This is a genomic window from Rahnella perminowiae, assembly GCF_019049755.1.
Classification (GTDB): Bacteria; Pseudomonadota; Gammaproteobacteria; order Enterobacterales; family Enterobacteriaceae; genus Rahnella; species Rahnella perminowiae.
Map to the genome: position 1 here is coordinate 1 of NZ_JAFMOS010000022.1, position 257 is coordinate 257.

Here is a 257-nt window from a genome sequence, read left to right on the forward strand (position 1 = left end):
GTGTGTAAGTGCAGCGATGCATTGAGCTAACCAGTACTAATGACCCGAGAGGCTTAACCTTACAACACCAAAGGTGTTTTGATTTGAGAGACAGGCTCGAGAGAGTAGATTTTCAGCGGAATGTTCCGGGATTGGTTCGTATGGCGGCGCGGGGGTGAGCAACCCTGATGCGTTGCGGTACGGATGAAACAGAATTTGCCTGGCGGCACTAGCGCGGTGGTCCCACCTGACCCCATGCCGAACTCAGAAGTGAAACG

At 53.3% G+C, this 257-nt stretch carries 1 rRNA gene; it reads left to right on the top strand.

Annotated elements, in window-relative coordinates:
* Positions 1 to 198 precede the first annotated feature (198 nt).
* Positions 199 to 257 (top strand): 5S ribosomal RNA (gene rrf / locus J1785_RS27120); the annotation flags it as partial.